Annotated in this window: 22 protein-coding genes and 1 tRNA gene; 20 read left to right on the forward strand and 3 right to left on the reverse strand. The window is 50.2% G+C overall.

Annotated features, from left to right (window positions below):
- The first annotated feature begins 54 nt into the window (after positions 1-54).
- Both Q9291_RS02775 and Q9291_RS02780 read left to right on the forward strand, forming a co-directional pair.
- Positions 55-243, forward strand: a complete 189-nt coding sequence (locus tag Q9291_RS02775) for a zinc-finger domain-containing protein (protein ID WP_306388467.1) — start codon at positions 55-57, stop codon at positions 241-243.
- A 17-nt stretch (positions 244-260) separates the two neighbouring features.
- Complete coding sequence (locus Q9291_RS02780) at positions 261-1,478, forward strand: leucine-rich repeat-containing protein kinase family protein (RefSeq protein WP_306388468.1); 1,218 nt, start codon at positions 261-263, stop codon at positions 1,476-1,478.
- Positions 1,479-1,542: 64 nt separating this feature from the next.
- On the opposite strand, the gene murI is transcribed toward Q9291_RS02780, so the two are convergent.
- Positions 1,543-2,355 (reverse strand): glutamate racemase, encoded by an 813-nt coding sequence (murI, locus tag Q9291_RS02785; RefSeq protein ID WP_306388469.1) that lies wholly within the window; start codon positions 2,353-2,355, stop codon positions 1,543-1,545.
- A gap of 60 nt (positions 2,356-2,415) precedes the next feature.
- On the opposite strand from murI, the gene Q9291_RS02790 reads away from it, so the two are divergent.
- From Q9291_RS02790 to Q9291_RS02855, 14 genes are all read left to right on the forward strand, one after another.
- The gene (locus tag Q9291_RS02790; RefSeq protein ID WP_306388470.1) at positions 2,416-2,967 is read left to right on the forward strand and encodes a cob(I)yrinic acid a,c-diamide adenosyltransferase; all 552 of its coding nucleotides are present in this window, start codon (positions 2,416-2,418) and stop codon (positions 2,965-2,967) included.
- A gap of 32 nt (positions 2,968-2,999) precedes the next feature.
- On the forward strand, positions 3,000-4,346 hold the full coding sequence (gene pcnB / locus Q9291_RS02795) for a polynucleotide adenylyltransferase PcnB (protein ID WP_306388471.1): 1,347 nt from the start codon (positions 3,000-3,002) through the stop codon (positions 4,344-4,346).
- Positions 4,347-4,838, forward strand: a complete 492-nt coding sequence (folK, locus tag Q9291_RS02800; protein ID WP_306388473.1) for a 2-amino-4-hydroxy-6-hydroxymethyldihydropteridine diphosphokinase — start codon at positions 4,347-4,349, stop codon at positions 4,836-4,838.
- A 17-nt stretch (positions 4,839-4,855) separates the two neighbouring features.
- Entirely contained in the window at positions 4,856-5,494 is a 639-nt protein-coding gene (locus Q9291_RS02805; RefSeq protein WP_306388474.1) for a deoxynucleoside kinase, read from the forward strand.
- A 69-nt stretch (positions 5,495-5,563) separates the two neighbouring features.
- Positions 5,564-6,400 (forward strand): 3-methyl-2-oxobutanoate hydroxymethyltransferase, encoded by an 837-nt coding sequence (gene panB / locus Q9291_RS02810; protein ID WP_306388475.1) that lies wholly within the window; start codon positions 5,564-5,566, stop codon positions 6,398-6,400.
- A 47-nt stretch (positions 6,401-6,447) separates the two neighbouring features.
- The gene (gene tsaB, locus Q9291_RS02815) at positions 6,448-7,149 is read left to right on the forward strand and encodes a tRNA (adenosine(37)-N6)-threonylcarbamoyltransferase complex dimerization subunit type 1 TsaB (protein ID WP_306388476.1); all 702 of its coding nucleotides are present in this window, start codon (positions 6,448-6,450) and stop codon (positions 7,147-7,149) included.
- A gap of 10 nt (positions 7,150-7,159) precedes the next feature.
- On the forward strand, positions 7,160-7,621 hold the full coding sequence (gene rimI / locus Q9291_RS02820; protein ID WP_306388477.1) for a ribosomal protein S18-alanine N-acetyltransferase: 462 nt from the start codon (positions 7,160-7,162) through the stop codon (positions 7,619-7,621).
- Positions 7,622-7,627: 6 nt separating this feature from the next.
- Positions 7,628-8,347 (forward strand): uracil-DNA glycosylase family protein, encoded by a 720-nt coding sequence (locus Q9291_RS02825; RefSeq protein WP_306388478.1) that lies wholly within the window; start codon positions 7,628-7,630, stop codon positions 8,345-8,347.
- Between the two features lie 149 nt (positions 8,348-8,496).
- A complete protein-coding gene (locus tag Q9291_RS02830; protein ID WP_306388479.1) occupies positions 8,497-9,090 on the forward strand; it encodes a LemA family protein in 594 nt (197 codons plus the stop codon).
- A 9-nt stretch (positions 9,091-9,099) separates the two neighbouring features.
- Positions 9,100-9,972, forward strand: coding sequence for a TPM domain-containing protein (locus Q9291_RS02835; protein WP_370530726.1), 873 nt, complete (start codon positions 9,100-9,102; stop codon positions 9,970-9,972).
- Between the two features lies 1 nt (position 9,973).
- Complete coding sequence (locus Q9291_RS02840; RefSeq protein WP_306388480.1) at positions 9,974-10,483, forward strand: TPM domain-containing protein; 510 nt, start codon at positions 9,974-9,976, stop codon at positions 10,481-10,483.
- Positions 10,484-10,487: 4 nt separating this feature from the next.
- Positions 10,488-11,075 (forward strand): hypothetical protein, encoded by a 588-nt coding sequence (locus Q9291_RS02845; protein ID WP_306388481.1) that lies wholly within the window; start codon positions 10,488-10,490, stop codon positions 11,073-11,075.
- Positions 11,076-11,209: 134 nt separating this feature from the next.
- On the forward strand, positions 11,210-12,919 hold the full coding sequence (locus tag Q9291_RS02850) for a proline--tRNA ligase (RefSeq protein ID WP_306388482.1): 1,710 nt from the start codon (positions 11,210-11,212) through the stop codon (positions 12,917-12,919).
- A gap of 77 nt (positions 12,920-12,996) precedes the next feature.
- A complete protein-coding gene (locus tag Q9291_RS02855; RefSeq protein WP_370530727.1) occupies positions 12,997-13,635 on the forward strand; it encodes a lytic transglycosylase domain-containing protein in 639 nt (212 codons plus the stop codon).
- Between the two features lie 28 nt (positions 13,636-13,663).
- On the opposite strand, the gene Q9291_RS02860 is transcribed toward Q9291_RS02855, so the two are convergent.
- Positions 13,664-14,554, reverse strand: a complete 891-nt coding sequence (locus tag Q9291_RS02860) for a hypothetical protein (protein WP_370530728.1) — start codon at positions 14,552-14,554, stop codon at positions 13,664-13,666.
- 83 nt (positions 14,555-14,637) lie between these two features.
- Positions 14,638-15,681, reverse strand: a complete 1,044-nt coding sequence (gene queA / locus Q9291_RS02865; protein WP_306388483.1) for a tRNA preQ1(34) S-adenosylmethionine ribosyltransferase-isomerase QueA — start codon at positions 15,679-15,681, stop codon at positions 14,638-14,640.
- Between the two features lie 49 nt (positions 15,682-15,730).
- Between queA and Q9291_RS02870 the strand changes: the two genes are divergently transcribed.
- The 4 genes from Q9291_RS02870 to Q9291_RS02885 all read left to right on the forward strand — a co-directional run bounded on the left by Q9291_RS02870 (position 15,731) and on the right by Q9291_RS02885 (position 19,664).
- Positions 15,731-15,817: transfer RNA gene (locus Q9291_RS02870), tRNA-Leu, on the forward strand.
- A 163-nt stretch (positions 15,818-15,980) separates the two neighbouring features.
- Positions 15,981-17,192: a tyrosine-type recombinase/integrase gene (locus Q9291_RS02875; RefSeq protein WP_306388484.1), complete on the forward strand. Its 1,212-nt coding sequence runs from the start codon at positions 15,981-15,983 to the stop codon at positions 17,190-17,192.
- Positions 17,193-17,212: 20 nt separating this feature from the next.
- Positions 17,213-17,929 (forward strand): hypothetical protein, encoded by a 717-nt coding sequence (locus tag Q9291_RS02880; RefSeq protein WP_306388485.1) that lies wholly within the window; start codon positions 17,213-17,215, stop codon positions 17,927-17,929.
- A 28-nt stretch (positions 17,930-17,957) separates the two neighbouring features.
- A complete protein-coding gene (locus Q9291_RS02885; protein WP_306388486.1) occupies positions 17,958-19,664 on the forward strand; it encodes a hypothetical protein in 1,707 nt (568 codons plus the stop codon).
- Positions 19,665-19,874 lie beyond the last annotated feature (210 nt).

Consider the following 19,874-nt stretch of genomic DNA (forward strand, 5'->3'; position numbering starts at 1 on the left):
TTTAAAAATGGATTCCCGCTTAATGCGGGAATGACGCAATAGGGAGTTTTAGAGATGTCTGATGTCAAAGAATTTGAAGTATCCGCAAAAGACTTGCCGCTGCATTGCCCCACCAAAGAAGTGGCCTTGTGGGCCTCGCATCCACGCGTGTTTTTAGATGTGGCAAAAACGGGCGAAGTGGCTTGTCCTTATTGCGGTACCAGATACAAACTGAAAGCAGGCGAAAAAGTCGCGCATCATTAAGCTTTATCCATCCAGCTGTGACATCCCAAGTGCAAGATGACACACTTGCCCAACTCCAGGCGGGCAAGCTTGCAGCGGTCAAACACCTCAAACTCAGCTGCAATTTAACGCAGTTTCCTCCGCAAATTTTCGATTTAGCCGATAGCCTTGAAGTTCTGGACTTATCCGGCAATGCACTGAGTGATTTGCCGAGGGATTTAAACCGCTTAAAAAAACTGCGCATTTTATTCTGTTCCAACAACCAATTTACGCACTTGCCAGAAGTGCTGGGGCAATGCGCACATTTAAGCATGATTGGTTTTAAAGCCAATCGAATCAAGCACATCCCGGAAAGCGCCATCCCTACCCGCACCTTGCGCTGGTTTATCGTCACCGATAACGCACTGACCTCTGTGCCTAACACCCTGGGCGAATGCGCCAAGCTGCAAAAACTCATGCTGGCGGGTAATCAGTTGACCACCTTGCCCAACAGTCTGGCCCGTTGCCACGCACTGGAGTTGCTCAGAATTTCCGCCAACCAATTTGAGACCTTGCCGGATTTTTTATTCGACCTCCCCAAGCTCACTTGGCTCGCCTACGCGGGCAACCCTTTTTGCAACGCCATCGAGCAAACCTTAGTCAGCCAACAGCCCATCCACCACATTGATTGGCAAGCGCTCACCCTTCAGCAGGCACTGGGTGAAGGCGCTTCAGGCATCACTTACCAAGCGTTGTTGAAAAATAAAGGCGCGCAAGAACCCGTGGCAGTTAAACTGTTTAAAAGCGACCTCACCAGCGACGGCCTGCCAAGATGTGAAATGCACGCCAATCTATTGGCAGGCGAGCACCCCAACTTAATCGGCATCAAAGGCATCATCCACAACCATCCGCAAGGCGCGTCGGGCTTGGTGATGCCCCTGCTAGACGCCGATTTAAAGGTGCTGGCCAACCCACCCAGCTTCGAAAGCTGCTCGCGTGACGTATATGCCAACGACTTCAGCTTAACGCCAGAACAAGCCGGATTTATTTTTAATGGCATCACTCAAGCCGCAGAACACCTGCATGCAAACGGCTTGATGCATGGCGATTTATATGCACATAATATTTTGTGGGGGGCTGATAAAGTGGCGTTAAGTGACTTGGGCGGTGCGTCCTTTTTACCGCTGGATAACCCAGAGTTAACACGAAAAATACTTAAATTAGAGGCGAGGGCGTTGGCTGTGTTGGCGAAAGAGTTGAAAAAATATAGCGAATAAGCATTGTTTTCGCGTGGTCAACGCGTTGACCGCCCTGCAGATTGCTTTGTGAGTTCGGTTATTTTTACAACCGATGTTCCTCAACCTGCTCACCCCACAACTGTTCAGTCACGTGCGCTGCGTTTTCAGCTGTACTATTCGTCCAAAACTGCACTTCTGCTATTGCGGTGCCCGGGTTTAACAAGTTTTTTTCTTCCAGTTGGCGTTTGAGTTGTTTTGCCACTGCTGCGCCTGTGTCAATCAAGGTAACCTGGCTGCCAACAATGTCTTGAATGGCTTGTTTAACAAAGGGGTAGTGTGTGCAGCCTAGCACGATGGTGTCCGCGCCTTCTGCCAGTAAGGGTGCAGTATATTTGCGAATCAGTGCTTTAGTTTGGGGGGTGTCTAACTCACCACGTTCTATGCATTCCACCAAGCCCACACAGCCTTGCGTGACGACTTTGACATGGCGGCCATAGCTTTCTAGCAAGGCGGCAAATTGTGCGCTTTGCAGGGTGCCCACTGTGGCGAGCACGCCTATCACACCGTTGTGAGTGGCGGCTGCGGCTGGTTTAACGGCGGGCTCCATGCCGATAATGGGAAGCGCATAGCGTGTGCGCATGTCTGCGATGGCGGCGGCGGTGGCGGTGTTGCAGGCTACCACTAATGCCTTGACTTGTTTTTCGATTAAAAAGTCTGCCACTGCAAAGCAACGCGCTTTGATCTCATCAGCACTTTTGTTGCCATATGGGGCGTGGGCGCTATCGGCAAAATAGTGGATGTGTTCATGCGGGAGCAGAGCGTGCACATGCCTGAGCACAGAAATACCCCCCACGCCAGAATCCATCACACCAATGGCTGCGTGCGCGCTTGTTTGGCTGTGCGTGGCAGAAGACATCAGGAATGGCACGGGATGATTTATAATGGCTGGATTATATAGCATATTATGCAGGTGATTATGGCCAATCGGCTGAGCAAGATTTACACACGTACCGGAGATAGCGGCACCACGGGGTTGGGAGATGGCTCGCGTGTACCCAAGTTTGACCTGCGTGTACATGCCATGGGCGAAGTGGATGAGTTGAATGCGGTACTGGGCATGTTGCTGGTTGAAGCGTTGCCTGACGATGTGCGCGCCGCCTTACTGACTATTCAGCACGACTTGTTTGATCTGGGGGGCGAGCTGTGTATGCCGGGGCACAATTTTGTGCAGGCCGCCCGCGTCAGCGCGCTCGAAACGACGCTGGATGGCTGGAATGCCGAATTGAAACCGCTTAAAGAATTTATTTTGCCGGGCGGTAGCCGTGCCGCGGCAGTCTGCCATTTGGCGCGTACGGTATGCCGTCGTGCCGAACGGGCTTTGCATCAGTTGCATGCGCAGTCTGCGGTGACGCCTACTGCATTGCAATATCTCAACCGTCTCTCGGATGTATTATTCGTGTTATGCCGGGCTCTCAATCAGTATGCCGGTGTGTCGGATGTACTGTGGAATAATCAACATAAACTGTAGTGCGCACGCAGGTGCGTAGATGATGACTGCCAATGATTAAACAATTTCTGCAAAAAATATTTCGCAAGCGTAGCCAGGTGGCGACGCATGGCAAACTGGCCGCGGCCAAGGTAATTACTGCCAGTAAACATAAAATTAACCATAAACTGATCACACAGGCGGCGCTTAAAACGTGTGATGGTCTGCAAAAGGCTGGCTTTCAGGCTTATATTGTCGGTGGTGCAGTGCGTGATTTGTTACTGGATCATCCGCCCAAGGATTTTGACGTGGCCACCGATGCGACACCGGAGCAGGTGCACAAGGTGTTTCGTCGTTCACGCATTATTGGCCGACGTTTTCGGCTGGTACATGTGCTATGGGGCAGCGAAACCATAGAGGTCTCCACTTTCCGCGGCCATCACCAGAGTGAAGGCGATGCTGAAACCAATGACAGTGGCCGCATTATCCGCGACAACGTGTTTGGCAGCATAGAAGAAGATTCGGTGCGTCGCGACTTTACGGCCAATGCCTTGTATTACGACCCCAAACGGCAAGAAGTGCTGGATTTTCATGATGGTGTCGCCGATATCCGCAGCAAAACCCTGCGCATGATCGGAGATCCGACGACCCGCTACCAGGAAGACCCGGTCCGCATGTTGCGCGCGGTGCGTCTGTCAGCCAAGCTGGGCCTGAAAATTGAAGCTAAAACACAGGGGCCGATTCGCAAACTGGCCGATCTGCTGGAGGATGTGCCGCCCAGTCGGCTGTTTGATGAAATGCTCAAACTGTTTTTGTCTGGCCATGCGATAGAGAGCATTAGCGCCTTGCGTGCCCAGCATTTGCATCACGGCTTGCTGCCGCTGCTGGATGTGGTGCTGGAGCAACCGCTGGGTGAAAAGTTTGTGATGCTTGCTCTTAAAAATACAGATGAGCGCATTTTGTCCGGTAAATCGTCCAACCCCAGCTTTTTGTTTGCTACCCTGCTGTGGCACGAAGTGCTGTTGGCCTGGCAAGAAAACCAGAAGCGTGGTGAACATATGATTCCGGCGCTGCACATGGCGATGAACGAAGTGATCGACAAGCAGGCCGAGAAAATGGCGATTCATAATCGCTATACCGCTACCATGAAAGAAATCTGGGCCATGCAGCCACGCTTTGAGCAACGCGCTGGCAAGCGGCCTTATGCCTTGCTGACCCACCCTCGTTATCGTGCGGGATATGACTTTTTGCTGCTGCGCTGTGCTTCCGGCGAGTTGCCGCAAGCGTTGGGTGACTGGTGGACGCGGTTTGCCGATGCCGGCACCGACGAACGTACACAGATGTTGCTGCCTGACAGCGAAGTCAAAAAACGTCGCCGCCGTCCGCGCAAGAAAAAACCGGCGACTGAAGGCGCTGCATAAATGGCCCTGGCCTTGATTGCGCTGGGCAGTAATTTGCAACAGCCCCAAAGTCAGGTGGAAAAAGCCATCCAGACGCTGGCCTCGACACCGGGCTTGCAGTTAATACGCGCCTCCAGCCTGTATGCGACGGCGCCGGTTGGCTACGATAATCAGCCTGACTTTATCAATGCAGTGGTGCAGGTTGAGACTGAGCTTGCTGCGCCGCAGCTGATGCAGTGGCTGCTCGATACTGAGCAGGCCTTTGGCCGCGAGCGTCCATTCCCCAACGCGCCACGCATTCTGGATCTGGACTTGCTAGATTACGACCACATGCAACTGGATACCCAACTGCTCAAATTACCCCATCCACGCATGCATGAACGCGGTTTTGTCATGCTGCCATTGGCTGAAATTGTGCCTGATTATGTGTTACATCATGCCTTGGCAAACGGTCAGACTGCGGTAGAATGGGCAACAAGATTTGAACACGATGCCGTGCGCAAGCTGGCATAAACTAACGAACGCTTATTATGTTTACCCAGTTTCCCTATGTTGTGATTGAAGGTCCGATTGGCAGTGGCAAGACCACGCTGGCACGTATGCTGGCAGAAAAGTTCTCGGTCGAACTGCTCTCCGAAAAAGCCGAGGCCAACCCTTTCCTCACCCGCTTTTATCAGGATGCACAACGTTACGCACTGCCTACACAGTTATTCTTTTTGTTCCAGCGCTCGCGCCAGATCGAAGACATGGCGCAGCGCGACATGTTTGGCCAGCCCACCGTGTCGGATTTTTTTCTGGAAAAAGACCCTTTGTTTGCCAAACTAAATCTGGACGATGAAGAGTATTCGCTCTATCACCAGATTTATCATCACTTACAACTCAAGGCGCCCAAGCCTGATCTGGTGGTTTACCTGCAAACTCCTGTTGATGCGCTGATGGACCGTATTGAAGAACGCAATATCAGCTACGAGCAAGGCATGCCACGTGAATATATCGCGCGGCTGTCTGAAGCGTACAGCGAGTTTTTTCATGCCTATGATGCGTCACCTTTACTCATCGTTAACAACGAAAAACTCAATATCATCAAAGACCCGGAAGCATTTAATCTGTTGATAGACCGTATCCGCCAGATCAAAAGCAGCCGCGAGTACTTTAACCCCAACTTTTAAAAAATGGCACGTCCGGTCATTGGCTGCGTTAAACTTTAGTCCATTGACATCATCAAGCACGCCTTCACAATGTTAGAAGCTCTTCTGAAACGCACACAGACTGGCGAAAAAATCGCCATGCTCACCTGCTATGACGCCACCTTTGCCAAACTCATGGCGCTGGCCGGTGTCGACGTATTGCTGGTGGGCGATTCGCTGGGTATGGTCATACAAGGCGACGGCAATACCTTGCACGTTAGCATGCAAGACATGGTTTACCATACGCGTTGCGTGAGCAACGGCGCCAGGCCCCGTGCCGATAATCCCAGTGGCACCAATAGCGTTATCATGAGTGACATGCCAGCAGGAAGTTATGAACACGATAAAGCGCTTGCGCTCGCTAATGCGCAAGCTTTGATCGAAGCCGGCGCACACATTGTCAAAATAGAAGGCGGTGGCAATATGGTCGATACTGCTGCCTATCTGATCATGCATGGCGTTCCAGTGTGTGCCCATCTGGGCTTTACCCCGCAATCGGTAGAAAAACTGGGCGGCTACAAAATCCAGGGTAAAACGGCTGAAAGTGCCCACACCATGCTCGCCGATGCTCAAGCGATGGCGCATGCGGGAGTCAGCATGGTGCTGTTTGAAATGGTGCCTGCCGCGCTGGCAGCGCACATCACACAGCAGATTGCCGTGCCCACCATCGGCATAGGTGCCGGTGCCGGTTGCAGCGGTCAGGTACTGGTATTACAGGATTTACTCGGGATTTATACCGGCCCGGCGGATAAAGCGCCAGAAGACTATAAAGCGCCGCGCTTTGCACAAAATTTTTTGCATCAGACGGGGAGTGTGCAGCAGGCAATAGCGACTTATGTCTCGGCGGTGAAGGCCGGATGTTTTCCTGAAGAACAGCATAGTTACTAATGCTTATTCGGCCTTGTGGCTCAATAACGTCTAAGAACAATCCCATCATGAAACTGCTCGCGCTCGATACTTCCACCGAATTTTTATCGCTGGCTGTGCAAACAGACCACGGCTTGTTTACCTGCCATGAAGCCACTGGCCCTGCCGCTTCACAGCGCATTCTGCCAGAGATTGAACGGTTGCTGACAGAGGCGGTCGTCGCATTAAAAGATCTGGACGGCATCGTTTATGGCATGGGGCCCGGCGCATTTACCGGGGTGCGGGTGTCTGTTGGTGTGGCTCAGGGACTGGCCTTTGGCGCTGGGTTGCCCGTCGTGGGGGTGAGCTCCTTGCTGGCGGTCGCGCAGATGGCCTGGCAGGAAACACAGGCTGAGAAAATAGTCGTGTGTCTGGATGCGCGGATGGGCGAGGTTTACCATGCGGCGTTTATCAAGCAGGCGGCTGGCTGGCTGGAAGTTTCGGCTCCCGTGGTATGCAAGCCATTTGAAGTGCCCAGGCTGGAGGGTGGAGACTGGTTGGCAGCGGGCTCGGGTTGGGCGGTATTTGCCGACGTATTGGCTGCGCAATATCCCGCGCAGGTGACCCGGATATACGCGGACATGATGCCGCAAGCAGCTGCCATGCTGACTTTGGCTTTGCCACAATTCGCTTCAGGGCAAACACAGGCCGCACATGAAGCCGCCCCTTTGTATGTGCGCAACCGCGTGGCCCTGACTGCGGCCGAGCGTGCGCAAGGGCAAACATTGTAGATATTTTAATATGAGTGCTTTACCCAACCACCACCCGCAATTTCGCCCGATGACGCAAGCTGATCTGGATGCAGTGATGCGCATTGAGCCGACGATTTACAGCCATCCGTGGACACGCGGTAATTTCAAGGACTCGCTCGATTCCGGCTACAGCGCCTGGGTGATGGAAAGTGCGGGTGAGGTGTTGGGCTATGCGCTGGTGATGCTGGTGCTGGATGAAGCCCATTTGCTCAATATCAGCGTGGCCAAAGCGTATCATGGACAGGGTTTTGGACGGTTTTTGCTGGCGCATATGATTGCGGTTTCCCGCCAGCACGGTGCCACCAATCTGTTTCTGGAGGTGCGTGCCAGCAACCGTCAGGCCATCGGTTTGTATGAGGCAATGGGGTTTTGCGAGATGGGCATCCGTCGCAATTATTACCCCGCCCACCACGGTCGTGAAGATGCAGTGTTGATGGGGCTGGCATTGTGATAAGGTATGCGCACTGTTGATAAAGTGAATACGATGCAATTAAGCCGTGAAGATATGTTACGTGAGCTGGAACTGGTGCCAATGTGGCACTTGCGACAGCCATCTACCGTGCCCGCTGCGACGAGAGCGGCTGGGCCAGCGCCGCAGTCCGTACAGTCGACTGACCCTGTGGTTGACGCGACATTAACCAGTGCCAGCACTCCGTCTGATGACATGTCACGCATGTTGGCTGAGCAAGCTGTGCCTGCATCGCCAGCTGTGCCATCAGCGGCAGAGGCTGCTCAGCTTGATCTGCCGAAGGTTGCGGAGGGATATGCCACTCAGGAGGTGCCTGAGGTAGTTGCCGAAGTTCTTGCCGAAGCTCCTCCCGCCATTATCAGCCCTTGGCTGCTCTATTGCCCGCAGGCAGACGATGCCGACAGCCAGCAGCTGTTACAAAATATGCTCAAAGCCATGCAACTGCCTGAGGGGCAGTATGCAGTGGTGCAGCAACCCACGTTGCTTGTACACACCCGGGTGCAGTATGCCGTATTATTTGGATTGCAGGCAGCCAATACGTTTTTAGGGACGCATTATGCGCAACTGGCGGAAGTCCGTGGTCAGCTACACCCGCATGGTGAGACGCAGGTAGTGATCACCCATCATCCGCGCGACATGCTGGCGCAACCGGCCCTCAAAAAAGAAGTATGGTTTGATCTGTGTCTGCTACTGGCGAGAAAAGCCTGATGTCCCCTTGAAGACGCGCCAATCACCCGCATCTTCTATACAGTGGTATAAGCTCCCAAGCAGCGACTCTGGTTTTTAATGGTGACCTGTCTGCTTGTTTGTCTGATGACCAAGAATGTTGTTTTAAATTTTTTAGACAGGAGTCTGAAATGCGTCGATTGTTAAAGGTGTGGTTGCTGGCTGCAACATTGACTTTGTCCGGATGTGGGTACAACCAGTTCCAGTCTCTGGATGAGGAAACCAAGGCCAATTGGGCTGAGGTGTTAAATCAGTACCAGCGCCGCGCTGATCTGGTGCCCAATCTGGTGTCTACGGTCAAAGGCTATGCCAGCCATGAAGAAAAAGTGTTGACCGAAGTGACCGCAGCACGCGCCAAGGTCGGCAGCATGCAGGTCACGCCCGAACTGCTGAATGACCCGGAGGCTTTTGCCAAATTTCAGGCGGCACAAGGTCAGTTAACCAGCGCGTTGTCTCGTTTGATGGTCGTGTCAGAAAACTACCCTAACCTGAAGGCGGATGCCAGTTTCAGGGATTTGCAGGCGCAACTGGAAGGCACTGAAAATCGGGTGACCGTGGCGCGTAACCGCTATATCGAGGCGGTCAAGCAATACAACGTGGCCGTGCGCAGCTTCCCGAATAACCTGACTGCAATGATGTTTGGTTACCAGCCCAAACCGTCATTCACTGTTGAAAACGAAAAAGAAATTTCATCTGCGCCCAAAGTGGATTTTGGCGATAAATAAGCCGTTTTCATGATGATGTGTCTTACTTGGCTTCACAGGCTGTGGCTATGCTGCCTGCTTGGTATTGTGAGCATCGGCAGCCATGCCGCTGACGGGCTGGTGGCGATGCCCGCCTTAAACAGCGCGGTGACCGACCTAACGCAGACCTTGTCGGCCGAGGAGCAGACAGCACTCAATCAAAAACTCACGCAGTTTTCACAACAGGCTGGCTCTCAAATCGCCATCCTTATTCTGCCGACCACGCAACCTGAAGAGATCAGCCAGTTTGGTATCCGGCTGGCAGAAGCCTGGAAAATTGGCCGTGAAAAGCAGGACGATGGCGTGATTGTGATTGTGGCCAAGCAGGATCGCAAAATGCGGATTGAGGTAGGCTATGGGTTGGAAGGGGCGGTTCCGGATGCCGTGGCCAAACGCATTATTGCCGAGCAATTGACGCCTGCATTTAAACAGGGTCAGTTTTATCAGGGCCTGAACCTCGCCACCGATTCCCTGATCAGGCTTATTCAGGGTGAGCAGTTGCCTGCACCAGGCCGGCAAGAGGCAGCACAGGCGGGCGGCGTGATGCACTGGCTGCCTATTCTCATGTTTGTGGCTATTTTTGCCGGCGCCATACTGCGCGGTATGTTGGGCGCTTTTTTCGGCAGCGCGGTGACGGGGGGCGTGTTGGCAGTGCTCGCCGGATGGCTGGGCGCGACCTTGTTGGTCATGGGGCTGGTGGGGTTGGCAGCGTTCATTTTTACCCTGGCGATGGGTAGTGGTGGCCAGGGCGGCATGCCGATGGGCGGTTTCCCCGGGGGCTATGGCGGCGGACGCAGCGGCCCCGATATTTTCAGCGGTGGCGGCGGTGGTTTTGGTGGCGGTGGCGCGTCAGGAGATTGGTAACATGAAACCTGTACATCCTATCCAGCGCTTTGTGCGCCATCTATCCAGTCACCCGTGGCAGGTCAGGCGTTATTTCTCTGCTGCTGCCTTGCAGCGTATCGAACAAGCCATTGCCGACAGTGAACATCAGCATGCCGGTGAAATACGCGTGGTGATTGAGTCGGGTCTGCCTGTGGCTGCCGTTTTGCAAGGCGTTTCGCCCCGGCAGCGCGCAATTCAGCTGTTTGGGCAATTGAATATCTGGGATACCGAGCATAACAACGGCGTGCTGGTGTACTTAATGCTGGCTGACAGGGATGTCGAAATCGTGGCTGACCGCGGCATCCATCGCCATGTGCGTGAACAAGGCTGGCAGCACATTTGCCAGCAGATGGAAGGGATGTTTAGAAGTGGGCATTTTGAACAAGGCATTACTCACGGGATCACTGCCATTGGCCAGCATCTGGCTGCGCATTTTCCGCCTGAAGCCACTCCGCGCAACGAGTTGTGTAATCGCGTTCTGGTGTTGTAGCCTGTTGTGTGTATGGTCTGCGCCAGCACAGGCAGATTTAAATGATATTTATCGTATTTACCATACTCTGCCCGCTTTGGACTCATTTGAAATCTGTCAGGGCGGTGGTTGTGTACACTCGGATGTATTGCAATTAACGCCGCCGGAGTGGGATAACGTGCTGCAAATATTTACGCCCTTGGCTGAGAATCCGGCACAAGAGCGGGCGCAGATTGCCAACGCTATCGGCATGCTGGAAGACATGGTCGGCACCAAAATTGGCACCACTTCTGACCGTGCCGGTACTTTCGGAAACAGCGACTATCCGCATCAGCAGGATTGCAATGATGAAGCGATCAACAGCACAACCTATATGCGTTTGATGCAGCAGAGTGGCCTCATTCGCTTTCACACGATTCTTGATACCCGTACCCGCAAGTTCTTTGTTGGCGGCTGGCCGCATACCGCTGCGGTGATTCAGGAGAACGAAACCAAAGCGGAATATGCCGTGGACAGCTGGTTTTACGATAATGGCTATCCAGCGACTATCGTCCCGATGGCGCAATGGAAAAGCGGCTATATTCCTGACGATAGCCCGATCAAACATCGCTAATCAGTTTGACCTTGTTGCCTGCAAGCCTTCTTTTGGCGCAAATGGCGATGTGCGTTGCAAGCAATTGCATGACTATCCCTGCAATTAACGCTAAAATTCCTTTCTTTAAGATTTTTTGATAGAAACCCATTTTTATGCGCGCCTCACAATTTTTTATTGCCACCCAAAAAGAAGCTCCTTCCGACGCCGAGCTGATCAGTCACAAGCTGATGGTGCGAGCCGGGCTGATCAAAAAGCTGGGCAGTGGCCTTTACACCTGGATGCCGCTGGGCTTGCGCGTGTTGCGCAAGGTGGAAAACATTGTGCGTGACGAGATGAACAAAGCGGGCGCGCTGGAGTTACTGATGCCTGCCGTGCAGCCTAAAGAATTGTGGGAAGAAACCGGCCGCTGGGCGGTGTTTGGCCCGCAAATGCTTAAAATTCAGGACCGCCATGCGCGCGACTTTTGTTTTGGCCCGACCCATGAGGAAGTGATTACTGACATTGCGCGCAAGGAAATCAGTAGCTACAAGCAGTTGCCGCTCAATTTGTACCAGATCCAGACCAAGTTTCGTGACGAGATTCGCCCACGTTTCGGGGTGATGCGCGCACGCGAGTTTCTAATGAAAGATGCATACTCTTTTCATAGCAGCTACGACAGCCTGGTGGAAACCTATAGCGCGATGCATGCCGCTTACAGCAATATCTTCACCCGGTTAGGATTGAAGTTTCGTGCGGTCAAGGCTGACTCCGGTGCGATTGGTGGCGATGGCTCGCAGGAGTTTCATGTACTGGCAGATAGTGGCGAAGATGCGCTGGCCTATTGTGAGCAGTCCGACTACGCGGCCAACGTCGAGCTGGCTGAAGCGGTTGTGACCACCACGCGTCAAGCGGCCACCGAAGCGATGCACGAAGTAGATACCCCCAAGCAGACCTCTTGCCAGGATGTGGCGGCCTTGCTGGGGGTGCCCGTGAGCAAAACGGTCAAGTCTGTGGCACTGATGGTGGATGATATCTTTACACTGGCCTTGTTGCGCGGCGACCACCAGTTGAATGAGGTGAAGTTTGGCAAGATTGAAGGCGTGCAGCAGTTCAGGCTGGCGACCGAAGAAGAAATTCGTGCCCATTTGAACTGCCCGCCTGGGTTTATTGGACCCGTTGGCGTGAGTGGCAATGTGCGTATCGTGGCCGATAAAACGGTGGCTGTGATGGGTGATTTTGTCTGCGGAGCCAATAAGCCCAAGTTCCATTTGGCTGGCGTGAACTTTGGTCGTGACGTAGCTGAGCCAGCCGTGGTTGCCGATATCCGCAATGTGGTGGAGGGCGATGCCAGCCCCGATGGCAAGGGCACATTAAGCTTGTGTCGCGGGATTGAGGTTGGCCATATTTTTCAACTGCGCAGCAAATATTCTGAAGCCATGCAGGCGACTTACCTCGATGAAAACGGGCAGTCGCAAGTGATGGAAATGGGTTGTTACGGCATTGGGGTTTCGCGTATTGTCGGGGCGGCGATTGAGCAGGGCAATGATGATAAAGGCATTATCTTCCCGCGCAGCATGGCGCCGTTTGACGTGGTGATTTGCCCGATTGGGCTCGACAAGAGTGACGCCGTCAAGCAGGCTGCCTTTGATCTGTATCGTCAGTTGCAACTGGCGGGCGTGGATGTCTTGCTGGATGACCGCGGTGAGCGCCCTGGTGTGATGTTTGCCGAAAGTGACCTGATGGGGATTCCGCATCGTCTGGTGATTGGCGACCGCGGCCTGGCTGAAGGCAAAGTGGAGTATAAAGGCCGTACTGACACTGAAGCACAAAACCTGCTATTGGCTGAATGTGAGGCATTTTTGCGTGACAGGCTGACGAAGTGATTTTTACGCAATAAACAGGGGTGTTTTGCCCCTCTGTTTGCACGTTGATGTGCGATTGCAAGCGGTAAGATGACAGGATGAACTGGGTAAAACTTTTCTATTTCTCGGTAGTGTTCACTGGCCAATTGCTAGGGCCTGTGGCGGCTATTGCCGGTAACCAGAAAGAAGAGCCTCTCGCTAACAGTGTGAAAGCACTGATGCAGAAGTCGGTCAGTGATGTGGCAGCGCCCCGTTTGCTGTTTGATACTGATCAATCTGCACAGCACTGGATGCAGATGATGTCGGCCAGACTGGCCAAACGCATGCCTGATGCGCAGTATCGTGAGGATTTTCTCAAGTCAGTGCATTATGAAGCCACGCGTGCCGGTCTTGATCCACAGCTGGTGCTTGGTTTGATTCAGGTTGAAAGTGGCTTTAAGAAATATGCAGTGTCTGAAGTAGGTGCACGCGGCTATATGCAAGTCATGCCCTTTTGGGTGCGGTCCATCGGTGCCAACGAACATAACCTGTTCGACATGCGCTTGAATCTGCGCTATGGCTGTACCATCCTGAGACATTATCTGGATATTGAGCGGGGCGATTACTTTCGCGCACTTGGCAGGTATAACGGCAGTCTGGGCAAGCCGGATTATCCCAATCTGGTGGTAGGCGCATGGCGTAACCACTGGCATTATGAGCCACCTGCTTCGGCATCGCTCGCTGTTGCCAGTCAGTAGTGAACAAACCGCGCCGGAGCGCGGTTTGTTATTTGACGACCCTGAATCCGTAGTAAGTGCCGAATTCGCCTTCATTTTCATGGTACACAAACAGCATGCCATTGCTGTAACCCAAGCCGTTGTAATGGTTTTGCGCACGCAGTTTCATGGTTTTGGGTAATTCACTTTTGCCCACATATTGGCCATTCAGGTCATAGATCAATACGGCTTTGTGATCCACATCCAGCAACACCAGTTCATTGCCAGCGACTCCGCTGAATCCTACAAAATGATCGCTGATGTCATCATGCGCCACTTGTGGCGTGTTCAGATCGAGCTTGATCTCCTGTACTTTTTCACGGCTTTTGAGGTCAACCACATACACCAGATTACCACGCTCCTGTTTTGCAAAGTAGCGATTGCTGACAGGGTCGTAGCTGGGCATGGTGCCCGCATCGCCAAAAGCCGGATTGAACTGCGCAACGTCGCCCGAACTGGTCAGTACTTCGCCCTTTTCATTCACCTCCAGGCTAAAAATGCCCGTATTGGGCAAAAAGCCGACTGCGCTCGAGATGTTGTAAGTCACGGTTTCCAGTTTGCCGCTGTTGGCGTTGTAATACAGTGAGCGATTGTCGAAGCCAGGTTTGGCCGAGTTTACGTAAGTGCCATCAGCGGTATAAGCATGGACTTCCGATTTTGAAATAGGTGCCTCAAACTCGCTGCCCAAAGGAGCCAGGCCGCCGTCAGCAATGTAATAATGCTGGTTGGCTGGCAAGTAAGCAACCGTCATTGGTCGTGTGCTTGGTTTTTTCACCAATGGAATTTTAATACCGACTTCGGCCTGTGGCAGAATTTCGGCCTGTGCCTGAAATGCCAGGCCCATAGACACGCTGAGTGCTGCGAGTGTACTTAAAGGTGTTTGCCCGAAAGATAATTGCATAATTTCCTCATTGTTCTTAATAGTTGGTTTTGCCTGTGTGTGACCGTCTGCGTGTCACTTTGTTTAATTGTTGTTGGGTTTTATCATTGAGCGTCTTGATGGCTTGCACGGGTAATCAGCATGGCATCGCCATAGCTGAAAAAGCGATAGGACTGTGCAACCGCATGTGCATAAGCCTGCCGCAGCAGGGCATAGCCACCAAACGCAGAGACCAGCATCATCAACGTACTTTTTGGCAGGTGGAAATTGGTGATCAGGCGGTCTACCAGCTTGAACTCAAAGCCAGGGGTGATAAAAATATCCGTTTCGCCGTGATGTGCAAACAGTTTGTTTGCGTGTGCTGCACTTTCCAGGGTGCGCAGGCTGGTCGTACCCACTGCAGTGATGCGTTTGCCGCTTGATCTCGCCTCTAGGATGGTTTGAATGGTGTGTTCAGGCAAGTGATACACCTCGCTGTGCATATGGTGGTCGGCAATGTTGTCGACCTTGACCGGCTGAAAAGTCCCCGCACCCACATGCAATGTCACATACACAATCTGTACACCTTTATCGGCAAGCATTTGCATGATCGCTTGATCAAAGTGCAGGCCTGCCGTCGGGGCGGCCACTGCCCCCGCGTGTTTGGCAAACACGGTTTGATAGCGGCTGTCATCCTCTGTATCTGCCTGATGTTCAATGTACGGAGGTAATGGCAACTGCCCATGCCGCTCAAGTAACGTGAACCAGTCGATCTCATTCAGTAACTTGAGATGAAACATATTGGCATGTCGGCCCAGCACTTCTGCCCTCAATCCCTCTGTCAGCAAAAGTATGCTGCCTGCTTTAGGTGAGCGCGAGGCTTTGATTTGTGCATAAGCCTGATGGCTATCCAACACACGGTCTATCATCACCTCAATCTGCCCACCGGTCTCCTTTGTCCCGAACAGTCTGGCTTTAATCACCTTGGTATCATTAAGCACCAGAACATCGCCAGCTTCGAAAGCGTCTACGATGTCCTTAAACATCGCATCCGAGAGCGCGTTGTTTGAGGCTTCGACGCGAAGCAATCGACTATCAGTCCGGTGAGCAGCAGGGTGTTGTGCAATTAAGTGCGGAGGCAGGTCAAAATCGAAATCTTGTATTCTCATTATTAAAAAATGTTGTTATAATAGCGGTCTGTTGTACATTATACCTCATGCCGGGATGGCGGAACTGGTAGACGCACTGGACTCAAAATCCAGCGTTGGCGACAACGTGCCGGTTCGATTCCGGCTCCCGGCACCAAGAAATAGTATCAAGAAGTATAAAAAAGACTCAAAACGAATTAAAATCAAAGGCTTAGATGAGAATCTAGGCCTTTTTTCATATCATAACGTCGCTTGACATATACACATTCCACGTATAACTTTGCGTATAACCTAACTTATACATATACAAAGTTATACATATGGCCCTCACCGATACACAGTTACGCAATGCCAAGCCTCAAGACAAAGATTATTCAGTTACTGATGGGTTAGGGCTTTCAATTCTCATTACTAGTTCTGGGGGTAAATGGTGGCGCTTTCGTTATCGTCATTTGGGCAAACCAAAACTCATGTCGATGGGCACTTATCCGGAAGTGTCATTACAGCAAGCCAGAGCAAAACGCGATGAAGCGCGTGCGCTGGTGGCAAAGAATATAGACCCGGGGCGGGATAGGAAAGAGCAAAAACAAAAGGCCATACTGGACGCCACAAACACTTTTGAAGCCGTGGCGAATGAATGGCATGCATTGCACAATAAAAACAAGTCAGAGCGTCACCAGCAGCGTGTTAAGCGCTGGTTAGAGTTTTATCTATACCCAACCTTAGGTAAGAGGGTAATTTCAAGTATAACCGCGCCTCTGGTGTTGGAAACTACCAACATATTGCAGAAACAAGGCAAACTTGAAACCGCACACCGCATTATTCAAACAGCGGGCCAAGTTTTTCGCTATGCAATACAAAAAGGCTTCGCCACTAATAACCCGGCACCTGATTTAAAGGGCGCCTTGCCCCCACCTGTAGTTAAAAACATGGCGGCTATTCTTGAACCTAAAGATTTTGCCGGCTTGCTGAGAAGCATAGACGGTTATCAAGGCACGCTCACGGTACGTTGTGCCCTAAAGCTCGCTCCATTACTTTTTCAACGCATTGGTGAATTGCGACGTATGAAATGGGAGGACTTAGATTTTGAGCGTAACGAATGGCGTTATACAGTCACTAAGACAAAGACTGAACATATTGTCCCTCTATCGACACAGGCTGTGGACATCATTAATCAGATGCAGTCTTTCTCAGGACATGGGCTATTTGTTTTTCCGGGTGGACGGACACATGAGCGCCCAATGAGTGAAAATGCAATTAACGGAGCACTTCGTAACTTAGGCTATGACACGCAAAATGATATTACTGGGCATGGTTTTAGAGCTGTAGCACAAACATTGGGAGAGCAAGAGCTGGGTTTTGACCCTAAACATATTGAGCGACAACTGGCCCATTCAGTTGTAAACCCTTTAGGCACAGCTTATGAACGGGCACAATTCTTACAAGCAAGAAAAAGTATGATGCAAAAATGGGCGGATTATCTTGATGAGATTAAAGCTGGTGGGAAAGTATTACCTTTTAAGCATGCATAAATTTAAATAGGCAAATTAGCATGCGGTTCGATTCTTACTTACTAGAAATAATTCTTACGCCAGTCTATTTTTGCTTGGCCTTATTGTTATTGACGCTAGTCTTTCACGCTTTCTATGTATGGTTTGGAAATATAAAAAAAGTTGACATGGTTTTTCTCAAACAGGTGGATTACTTTTGGCTACTTGCGGCAGTAGTCGGATTAATCAGTCTGAGCAATGATTTAAATGAAGAGGTTTCTCAAGCATATATTAATAATGCTGAAGGCCCTAAGACACAAGGCGCATATAGTTTATTCAGAAGACATTTAGAGACTGCTCTTCCTGTGTGTATCCCTCGATTTAGGGGTGAGTTCTCACCTTCCAATTTTGAGGAGATTAATGAAGATAGCAAGATGCTCTGTAATGCTTCTCGAAGGGTATACAAAAAAATGCCTGATTCAATATCTGAGCCATATCCGATAATAGAGGCATTAGGGTTTAATGACTCTGAATTTCTTTTTGATGTTAAAGGTGAGGCTAACCAGTCATATATTAAAGAAACTATGTGGTTTGCAGAGCGCTATAGAGAACAGCAAGCTCGGTATGAAAAATTCAGATTGGCCGCAAGACATTCAAATGGCTATGATTTCATTAAGATTCTTCTTGGACCTGGGTTGCTAGCTTTCGCACTTGCTGTGCGAATTACAAAAGTTACAGTCGAGGTCAAGTTAGCGAAAGAAAATAAAAGATTTAAATAAAGTTTCGATAAGAAAAGCAGGTAATGGAATGTTTGCAAAAACGTGCTATTGGTATTTTTGTTTTACACCTATCTCTATACCCAATATTTCTGAGCGAATATTTGGGTTCTCTGAATATTTAACGGCAGTTGCATTGCTTGCCGTGTTATTCACCATTACCGATTTCAGGTTCAAATTTCGCCTTGCAGTAACTCCTAGTCATTTGTATCGAAATTCTTATGTGGTCTTAGCTTTGATAGGCATATTGAGCTTGTTGACAGAAGTTTGGATTGCTGAAGAATGGTTTGTACCCGTCACTGTCGGCCTTGATTACCATATTTGGCAGATGATGCTTGGGCTATTATTTCTCGTCACATTTCTCACATGGATATACTATGCATTTATAAACCCACCTATCTTTGGGAAACGGAACGCACACAAATATGCAGTAGCTCTTTATAAAGTGATTGTAAAAAGTTCTAACGAGGAGTTGAAAGTAATCGCCGATGAACTTGCAAGGTCTGCATCCACGCTGATTAAATATGTTGAGAGTCTGCCTAGGCATCCAACACAAAAAAATAAAGCGGACTACAAAGATTTTGCTCACGATATTTTACTTCTTATGGGGAATCGTAGACTTTGCAAATATATCGTGGCAACCTCACAGGTTACTGCTCAAGCTTTTTTTGATGAAATGGTTAAAGGCAAAAAGTACAACATCCCTATTATACAGTTTGCTCGAAATATCTTAACTGAAGCTATTTCTCAAAAAGAGTCATTCCTATATTCGGAGGGAGAGGATGGGATTTATTCTGGCCTTCTTGGCTATCTAAAGCCCGTCAGCAATTCACTTTATGGAAATTTTACCTTAATTGAAACTCTCGCTTTAAATGGGTTTAGTCCATTTGACGTGGATTACGACGAGCTTAGAAGTTGGGACAGTAATCAATGGAAGGCATACTGCCGGGCTGCTTTAATGACAATAAATAGTTATTTGGTGGACGGTAATGACACGCCTCAGTTCTCGTCGATAAGAAGAGTGTGTGAAAATGTTAAGCATGCGTGTATCGATTTGCGTAAATTAGATGGAATGGATTCGACCTATGAAAGTGAAATAGCAAAAACATTTTCCGTTCTTGTTGAGTTTGTAAAACAAATTATTGAGTTAATTAATAAACAACCAAACCCACCCTGGCCCATACCTAAAGTCGACAAAGGTAGATATACAACAGATATATATGACCTTTTAGCCAATCTAATTTTTGAATTTTGCTTTCAAGCGGCTACTGTTAAATCACCGCGTCATACATCCTGGGAGCTTCAATTCAATATTGTTTGGGAAAGTTTTTTCGGTTCAGAAAGAGGTGCAACATGGAGTATCGTTCGTTATAAAGTGCGTAGGCAACTTTACGATTCGATAGTTAAATTAAATAATCTACCAAATTATAAGAGCTCAAGAGTTCTTGGATTTTGTTTGAATATTTTGATTGATGCGAATAAGCCTACAAATCAGAATTATTATGACCGAGCTGATTATCCTTTAGCAAAGGCTGTTCAAAATTGGACAAATAAAAACTATCTTCAGTTACGGAAGATTAACTCAGATATCGCTGATTCCGTATTACTTGGGAGTATCAGTTTTGATGAAAAAGGACGTAGATTAGTGAAAACCTATAGCAAGGGTCTGAGGACAGAAGAACCAAAGACATACTTAAATTTGAGGGTAGCTCGGTCAAGAAGGAAGCCGCCAGTTTAAAAGCAACCGCAGACTAATTACTGCGTAAATCTCTTTATCTTGCATTAGAAACATATGCAGTTCTTAAGTGGCTACGTAGGTATCTAATGCAAGTGAACCGCCCCGTAATTTGAGGAGGCTCTTTAAGATGAGAGAATATCGAGATGAAGAGCACAAACAAATTTTCCCCGGAAGTCAAGGCGCGCGCAGTGCGCATGGTTTTAGAGCAAC

It is taken from the genome of Methylophilus aquaticus (assembly GCF_030769565.1).
In the GTDB taxonomy this organism is placed as follows: domain Bacteria; phylum Pseudomonadota; class Gammaproteobacteria; order Burkholderiales; family Methylophilaceae; genus Methylophilus; species Methylophilus aquaticus.